Consider the following 8599-nt stretch of genomic DNA (forward strand, 5'->3'; position numbering starts at 1 on the left):
GGTGGACAGCGTCAAGCCTTATTACTTGCACGGCTCCTGATCCGCCAGCCTAAAATTTTGTTGTTAGATGAGCCAACTGCAGCGATTGATGATGTTTCAGAAAAGCAGTTAATTGATCATCTGAAAGGGTATCTGTCCCATCGTACACTGGTAGTGGCAACGCATCGTCGCGCCGTACTGGAGTTAGTTGACCGTATTCTCGTGGTCAATGATGGCAAAATTGTCATGGATGGTCCACGAGACCAAATATTAAATCAGTCACAGGTAGGAACTAAACGGGTCGTGGGAGCAAGCGCATGAGTGAACCACAAACATTAACGCGTTCAAACAAAGTGAGCTTTCAGGAACCGCCATTACCTAAATCTAGTCTGATTATCTGGATTGTGGGCATTGGTTTGTTAATACTGCTGACATGGGCCTGGTTATTTAAACTGGAAGAGGTCTCGACCGGTACGGGTAAAGTCATTCCATCTTCCAAGGAACAGGTGATTCAGTCTCTGGAGGGTGGCATTCTAACCAAGTTGAATGTCAAAGAAGGCGAGATTGTGGAACGTGGTCAAGTCTTGGCACAGCTCGATCCAACCCGATTTGAATCTAATGTCGGCGAATCAGAATCCATACTGATCGCTTCACGTGCGACTTCCGCCCGTTTACGTGCAGAAGTAAGTGGTACGCCGTTGTCTTTCCCGGAAGAAGTGCTGAAATATCCGAAACTGGTTAAAGAAGAAACCGCACTGTATCAGTCACGTCGTGCCAATTTGGAAGAATCTCTTGCCGGCTTGCAACAGGCATTGGTACTGGTACAACAGGAACTGGAAATGACCGCGCCATTGGTGGCTAAAGGGGCAGCCAGTGAAGTTGAAGTTTTACGGTTGAAGCGTGAAGCCAATGACCTGCGTAACCAGATGAATGATATTCGCAACCAATATTATGTGAAAGCACGGGAAGAGCTGTCCAAAGCCAATACTGATGTGGAAACCCAGCAACAGGTGGTACGCGGTAAGTCAGATACCTTGAACCGGACCATTTTTAAATCCCCAGTTCGTGGTGTGGTCAAAGAAATTGATGTCATGACTTTAGGGGGCGTGGTTCCGCAAAATGGCAAGCTGATGACTATCGTGCCTCTGGATGAAAAATTACTGGTTAAGGCCCGAATTTCACCACGTGATATTGCCTTTATCCGGCCTGATCAGGAAGCACTGGTTAAGATTACTGCCTATGATTACTCGATTTATGGCGGTCTAAAAGGAAAGGTGACCGTGATTTCACCAGATACCTTACGAGATGAAGTCAAACAGGATCAGTTCTATTATCGGGTGTATATCCGTACCGATAGTGACAAGCTGAGAAATGCTGCTGGACAGGAGTTCAATATCACACCAGGTATGGTGGCCTCCGTCGATATTCGTACCGGCGCAAAAACGGTAATGGATTATCTGATCAAGCCATTCAACAAGGCTAAAGAAGCATTGCGTGAACGTTAAATTTAAAAGTAATTAATAAAATTAAATTGAATCAAGCCTCTCGTATAGAGAGGCTTTTTCTTTGCCACGTCAAAACAGGTATACTGCACAGGTGAAATTTGAATGCCTGAAGTTATGCCATTTACTATTGCCAGCCTTGTCAGCTTTGAGGAAGACATCAAAAAAAGCCGATTTCAGGCCTTTGCCACACCTGTAGAAAATGAGCAGGATGTGAAGGATTTTCTGGAGGCCTACCGTGATCCGACCACCACTCATCAATGCTGGGTCTGGAAAATCGGTCATCATGTACGCTTTAATGATGATGGTGAGCCATCGGGTACCGCAGGCCGACCGATCCTCGCGACCATTGAAGGCAATGAGCTAACCAATGTACTGGTACTGGTGAATCGCTGGTATGGCGGTATTAAATTAGGCACCGGTGGTCTGGTCCGTGCCTATGGGGGCTGTGCTGGGCAATGTTTGTTATTAGCTGAAAAAATTGAACTGATTGAAAAGAAAAAAGTCGAATTTGCTTGCCAGTTTAATGAATGGGCCATTTTTCAGTATGAGCTGAATCAGCTGCAGATTGATTATCAGGAAGAATATTCGGCTGAAGGCGTACAGGTTCAGGCACAATTCCAGAAACATCAGCTTGAACCTTTTGCCCTGAAGATTCAGGATGTTACTCGTGGACGTGAACAGTTAAAAATCATAGAAGAAGCCGCAGATGACTGAACCAGATCCATTGCTGAAATATCGTGAGCAGCATAAACACCGCCTGAATTATATGCCTTGGTTATATTGGTCCTTAAAACCCAAGAATCGTGGTTGGGCTGAAGCTTGGCAGAAAGAATATCAGACCTATCTAATGGAGATGGAAACAGTCGAAATTGGAGAAAACTGTTTTATTTCGCCATTGGCGCATATCTTTGCTGAGCCGGGTCGTAAAATTAGTATCGGAGATAATACCTTTATTGCGGCAGATTGTACGCTACATGGTCCTTTAGAAATAGGTAACGAAGTTGCAATCAATCATCACTGTATTCTGGATGGTGGTCGGGTTGGGATTAAACTGCATGATCAGGTACGCATCGCAGCCTATTGTCATCTTTATGCCTTTGATCATGGGATGGAATTGGATCAGCCGATTTATCAGCAGTCAGTCAGGTCCAAAGGAATTGAGATTGGTCGGGATGTCTGGTTAGGTGCCAATGTTGGCATTAAAGATGGGGTGAAAATTGCTGATCAGGCGATTATAGGGATGAATAGCATGGTTACGAAGGATATTGAAGCACGTGCAATTGTCGCCGGAAATCCGGCAAAATTGATTCGATATCGTGATTAAAATAATGAAATAGGCGCATGGAAAAAGGATTTATATCAAGTGCTTAATATTGAGTAAAGGCCTTATCACATCACATAAAAGTTAACATATTTCAATTCAAGCCTTACAGATTTCAGTGCACATTTACTAATGCTTGTGCTAAGTTAAAAATAACTAAGAAATTTTTATTATAAAAGAGAGGCTGAACATGAAACGTGTCATTGCCTGCATAGACTCCTCACCATGCACGAACGCGCTTGCAGATGCTGCTGCATGGATTGCCAAACAGACCGGCCGTGAACTGGTTTTATTACAAGTTCTGGATTATTACCCGGCCAGTTATCATCTTGGGGAAATTAGCGGTGTAATTGGCTTTGAAAGCAATGCCATGTTACTTAAAGAGCTGGCTGAGCTGGAGCAAAAGCAAAGTGAAATTGCGCTTAGTTATAGCAATAATCTACTCCAGCATATTTCGGATCGTATCTTTAAAGATTATGGCATCCGCACCACACATATTCAGGAAAAAGGCGATTTTCTGGAACAAAGTTTTCAGATTCTAAAGCCTGATGATATTGCAGTCATTGGATTACTTGGTGAGCGTTCTGCGGAGAAAAACAAGCCAATTGGCACCAATGTTGAAAACTTTATCCGTGGTGCTAACTGTACAGTGATGACTGTAGGGGAACACTTCAGACCACCGACACGTTTTATTTTCGCTTATGAATATTCACCGACTTGTGTGAAGATGATGAAACGTATTGCAGAAAGTGATTTATTAAGACAATTACAATGTCATCTGCTTTATATCGGGGATCATGTGGAAATCCTGAATGAGCCTCTGCAATATTTGACAGAAGCAGGACTAGAGGTCGTGCCAGAATACCGTTACGGAGAAGTGGCTGAGAATATCCTGTCTTATCAGCAGGAACATGGGATTCAGTTAATTGTCTTGGGAGCATTCAGTCATAGCAAAATCCACCAGTTCTTCTTGGGTAGTATTGCGACAACGATTTTCCGAAATTCTAAAGTGCCATTATTGGTAGCGAAGTAGAAAGAAGGTGATAAAACTGGCATAGATGTATTTTTTGATAAATTGTTACAGCTTGAATTAAAAATAACCAGAGTTATCCTCATATGTTGTGGATAACTCTGTGGTTACATTCTGTAAGATGATGTTATTTATCAGGAATACTTTATTGGCTGATTTTTGTTCTAGTCGTATTATTTGACAATTGCGAGTGCAAAACCATCATGGCCTTTGCTACCGACGGTCTGTAAAGCAGTACAAGACAAGATACGTGGATGATTTTCCAGCGCTTTAAACATGTCACGAATGCCTTCAATACTTGGTTTTTTATTGTCCGGATTGATGATATCACCGGCACGAATCACATTGTCCAGGAAGATAATGGTGCCGGAGTGAGAAAGGTTTAAGCTCAGCTCAAGATATTCAGGATAACTTTGCTTATCAGCATCAATAAAAATAAAGTCGAAGGCTTCAGTACCTTCAGGCAGGGCACGAAGCACATCTGCAGCACGGCCACATTTCAGCTCAACTTTCTGTTTTAACTGTGCACGATCAATATTTTCCTGTCCCATGGCAGCATGCGTGTCACGGCCTTCAATGGTCAGGATATAACCGTCTTCAGGTAGGGCACGAGCCAGCCACATGGTGCTATATGCAGCAAAGGTTCCCAGTTCCAGTACACGTTTGCACTTATTCATTTGGATCAGCATTTGCAGCAGCATTCCCTGATTTGGCGCAACAGCCAGATGATCTGGAAAACCATGTGCAGCAGTATTTTCAAGAGTCTGATTCAGGATAGGATCTTCAGGAATTAAATGTGAATCAATGTAGCGGTCAATATCTGTCCACATTTGTTGCATAGTACTCGCACCTTTGTTGTGATGCGTGCATTTTAAACTTTTCCGGGCACAGCGCAATTTATTGTTCTATATTCGCTGATTTTTTAGGCTATACAAAGCCAAAAGCTGGCTTTGTATAGAAAATGAAATGACTTAGTAATTACACATTGATGAGCGACGACTTAAATCCGGGCCCCAAGTGCGATAACCTTGAGTATCAATATGGATTTGGCCAGAGGCATATAAACCGAGCCCCATATTCAGGCTTTGTCCATGCTGTAACCAAAACTGGCACAGTTTGAACTTGGTATTTTCAATCGCTGCATAATCCTGAGCCTGTGGGTACTCAGGTCCGATCCGAAAATCAATTGCCGAGTTAAACAGGTGACGTGAAGAATTGGCTCCACCGGCACACTGATTTAAAGGCAGGTCACGATAAACCGAAGTGACTTCAAAATCAGTCAGTACATTGGCAGCAACCAGATATTTGAAGACACGTAAAGTAGGCACCTGATTTGACCAGAGCTCACGGCTTGGAATCATATATTGCGATCGACCACATTTAGCCCAATCCCGTGCAGTACGCATCAGCTCAAAACTTGGAATAATATTTCCGACCCCTTGCTGGGCCAAAAAGTTTTCATATTCACGTACAAGAGACAGGTTATTTAGTGCCGATACCCAGTGAGTATAGACATAAGGAACCGGTTTAGGCTGTGGTTTATGGTTGTACTGGACTCGTTCTTCTGGGATGTAAATCCTTTTATCTGGAGTTACTTTACCAGACTGTTTTGTGGTGGTAGCACATCCTACAAAGACAAGCGGGATTATACAAACACTCAATAACCCCTTTATTAAATGCTTCATTGATAGCAATTCAGATATTTTAAAATAGCGCTATTTTAGTCCACTTTTACGGAGAAAATCAGGATAAATTGCAATGAAATGTGTGGATGGGGTATAAAAAAGACCAGTCTGTGCTGGTCTTTTTTAAGATTTGAAAAATTATTTTTCAAGATATTGTAATTTATCAGTTTTACCATTCCACTCTTCACGGTCAGCAGGTTGCTCACCAATTTGAGTGATGTTCGGCCATTTTTGGGACAGTTCAGCATTTAGCTCGATAAAGACTTCTTGGCCTTCCGGTAACTCATCTTCAGAGAAAATTGCATTTGCAGGACATTCAGGCTCACATAACGCGCAGTCGATACACTCGTCCGGGTTAATCACAAGGAAGTTAGGACCTTCATAGAAACAGTCTACAGGGCAAACTTCAACACAGTCTTGATATTTACATTTAATACAATTTTCAGTGACAACGAAGGTCATGGCGACAGCTACCTAAAAAATATGGTTCTAATGACGAATACCGTATTTTAGGCAAAAATAGAGGGAACAAACAATTCCTTTTATTGATATTTGTTATATATAGGGCTGTTAAATTTGAAAAAACTGCGATGATTGGATGAAAGGCTTAGGGAATGAGAATCATCATCAGCTAAGCCCTATGCGGGATAGGGCTTAGAAGAGATTTTAACTTGGCTGTTTCATGAGATCTTTAAGAGCATAAAGTTGCTGTAATGCTTCACGTGGGCTCAGATTGTCGACATCAAGGTCTTCTAATAATTCAAGCGCTGCTGAAGGCTTTTCAATCTCGATGACTTTTTCGATGATTTCAGGCATCGCAAACAGATCATGCTGCGGACTCTGTGGTTTGGCCTGATGCTGCTTTTCCAGAATCTTCAAGCGATGCTGAGCTTCTTTAATTACAGCCGCAGGAATACCTGCCAGTTTAGCCACCTGTAAACCATGACTCTGGCTAGCTGGGCCATGTTGGACTTTATGCAGCAGAATAAGGTTGCCATTTAGTTCTTTGGCTGTGACATGATAGTTATCAATTCCTGCTTCTTTGTCCAGTTCGGTTAGCTCAAAATAATGCGTTGCGAACAGACATAGACATTGAATCCGTTTAGTCAGATCCAGTACACAAGCCCAAGCCAGGGACAGCCCGTCATAAGTACTGGTTCCACGACCCACTTCATCCATCAGAACCAGAGATTGACTGGTAGCATGATGCAGAATTTGCGAAGTTTCCGTCATTTCCACCATAAAGGTTGATTTGCCAGTCGACAAATCATCTGCAGAGCCAATCCGGGTAAAGATTCGGTCAATTGGACCCAGTGTTGTCGATTGCGCTGGCACATAACTACCGCAATAAGCCAGTAGGGCAATCAGGGCAGTCTGGCGCATAAAGGTGGATTTACCACCCATATTTGGACCGGTGATAATGGCCATACGGTGCTGATAATCCAGCTGGGTATCATTTGGAGTAAAGGCTGCCTTGCTTAAGGCTTCAACCACAGGATGACGGCCGGCAACGATTTTCACACCAATTTCAGGGCTGAATTTTGGTCGTGCCCAATTGCGTAAACGTGCCTGATGGGCAAAGTTTGCCAACAGATCGATCTGGGCAATCGCACTGCTCATCATCTGTAGATTGCCAATATCCTGACGCAGTTCATCCAGCAACATTTCGAATAGCATTTTCTCGCGAGCAAGTGCACGGGATTCGCTAGACAATACTTTATCTTCAAAAGCTTTTAGTTCAGGCGTGATATAACGCTCAGCATTTTTCAGCGTTTGGCGACGGATATAATGTTCAGGTGCCTGTTCAGCTTGTGCACGAGTCAGTTCGATATAATAACCACTGACACGGTTATAGCCGATTTTCAGGGTAGGAATGCCACTTTGCTCCCGTTCCTTAATTTCCAGATCAATCAGGAACTGGCCGGCATGATCACGGATTTTACGCAGCTCATCCAGCTCGCTATCGAAACCTTCTGCAATGACATTGCCATCACGTAGCAGTACCGGTGGATTTTCAACAATGGCTGACATCAGGCGCTGATGCAGGCCATGAAAATCGCCCAGTTCTTCATTCAGTTGTTGTAATAATTTCGAATTCTGCTGACTTAACAGCGGTTGTAACGCATGGCGTAAAAATGGAATCTGTGCACAGGCTTGACGCAACTGCACTAAATCACGTGGACGAGCACTACCTAAAGCGATACGGCTGAGTACACGTTCAATATCACTAATTTCTTTTAAGACCAGACGGACTGGCGATTCATGGAAACCTTCAAGCAATGCCTGTGTCGCATCCAGTCGCTCATCCAGTATCGCAGTATCACGAAGCGGTTGCATCAGGGTGCGGCTAAGCAGACGGCCACCCATAGCGGTCTGACAGTCATTGATCAGCTGGAACAATGAAGTGCCATGTTCAAATAAAGGCTCAATTAGCTCCAGATTACGACGGCTCACTGGATCCAGTGCAATAAAGTCTGAACTTTGTTCCAGTTGAATGGTTCGGATATGCGGTAAAGCCGTTTTCTGGGTTTCTTTGGCATAGTGAATCAATGCGGCTGCAGCAGCTTTGGCCAAGGGCAGATGATCAATTCCGAAACCTGAAAGTGTACTCACTGCAAACTGGTCACATAAGGTCTTCTGGGCATTGTTTTGGTTAAAGTCAACATTCGGACGTTTGCTAATAGGAACATCTAGTTGTTGTTTTAAGTGTTTTACCAGAGCTTGATCTTGCAGATTTTCATCAATCACAATTTCACTTGGCATCAGGCGTGCCAACTCAATGGCTAACTGACTTAAGTCATAATCGATTTGCTGGACTTTAAATAAACCCGCACTCAGGTCGAGAAGTGCAATTCCGATTTGTTGCTGGTGAACATACAGAGCAACCAAGTTGGAGGTTTGATGCGCACCTAATAAGGCATCATCAGTTAAAGTCCCGGGAGTGATAATTCGGACGACCCCACGTTCAACTGGACCTTTACCAGTCACTTCACCGATCTGCTCGCAGATTACTACCGTTTCGCCTTTTTTTACCAGACGGGCCAAATATCCTTCTGCCGCATGGAAGATCGGAAGAGCG

9 protein-coding genes are annotated in these 8599 nt (G+C 43.5%); 5 read left to right on the top strand and 4 right to left on the bottom strand.

From position 1 onward, the window contains the following. The 5 genes from B4J23_RS07960 to B4J23_RS07980 all read left to right on the top strand — a co-directional run. Positions 1–300 (top strand): ATP-binding cassette domain-containing protein (locus B4J23_RS07960; protein ID WP_291359827.1); only part of this gene is annotated, 300 nt, incomplete at its 5' end. Then, complete coding sequence (locus B4J23_RS07965) at positions 297–1484, top strand: HlyD family efflux transporter periplasmic adaptor subunit (RefSeq protein ID WP_125278362.1); 1188 nt, start codon at positions 297–299, stop codon at positions 1482–1484. The genes B4J23_RS07960 and B4J23_RS07965, both read left to right, overlap by 4 nt. 114 nt (positions 1485–1598) lie before the next feature. Next, entirely contained in the window at positions 1599–2198 is a 600-nt protein-coding gene (locus B4J23_RS07970; RefSeq protein WP_125278369.1) for an IMPACT family protein, read from the top strand. After that, on the top strand, positions 2191–2808 hold the full coding sequence (locus B4J23_RS07975; protein WP_125278361.1) for an acyltransferase: 618 nt from the start codon (positions 2191–2193) through the stop codon (positions 2806–2808). Before B4J23_RS07970 ends, B4J23_RS07975 begins: the two co-directional genes overlap by 8 nt. Positions 2809–2995: 187 nt before the next feature. Further along, complete coding sequence (locus B4J23_RS07980) at positions 2996–3838, top strand: universal stress protein (RefSeq protein ID WP_034703837.1); 843 nt, start codon at positions 2996–2998, stop codon at positions 3836–3838. Positions 3839–4008: 170 nt separating this feature from the next. Here the strand turns inward: B4J23_RS07980 and B4J23_RS07985 are convergent, their stop codons facing one another. The 4 genes from B4J23_RS07985 to mutS all read right to left on the bottom strand — a co-directional run. After that, positions 4009–4674, bottom strand: coding sequence for an O-methyltransferase (locus tag B4J23_RS07985; RefSeq protein ID WP_125278360.1), 666 nt, complete (start codon positions 4672–4674; stop codon positions 4009–4011). Between the two features lie 132 nt (positions 4675–4806). Next, positions 4807–5520, bottom strand: coding sequence for a D-Ala-D-Ala carboxypeptidase family metallohydrolase (locus B4J23_RS07990; protein ID WP_004786214.1), 714 nt, complete (start codon positions 5518–5520; stop codon positions 4807–4809). 138 nt (positions 5521–5658) lie between these two features. After that, positions 5659–5982, bottom strand: coding sequence for a ferredoxin FdxA (fdxA, locus tag B4J23_RS07995; RefSeq protein WP_004786212.1), 324 nt, complete (start codon positions 5980–5982; stop codon positions 5659–5661). 204 nt (positions 5983–6186) lie between these two features. Next, positions 6187–8599: DNA mismatch repair protein MutS (mutS, locus tag B4J23_RS08000; protein ID WP_291359833.1), on the bottom strand; the 2413-nt coding region annotated here is incomplete at its 5' end.

The sequence above is a fragment of the Acinetobacter sp. UBA3025 genome (genome assembly GCF_002367915.1).
Lineage (GTDB): Bacteria > Pseudomonadota > Gammaproteobacteria > Pseudomonadales > Moraxellaceae > Acinetobacter.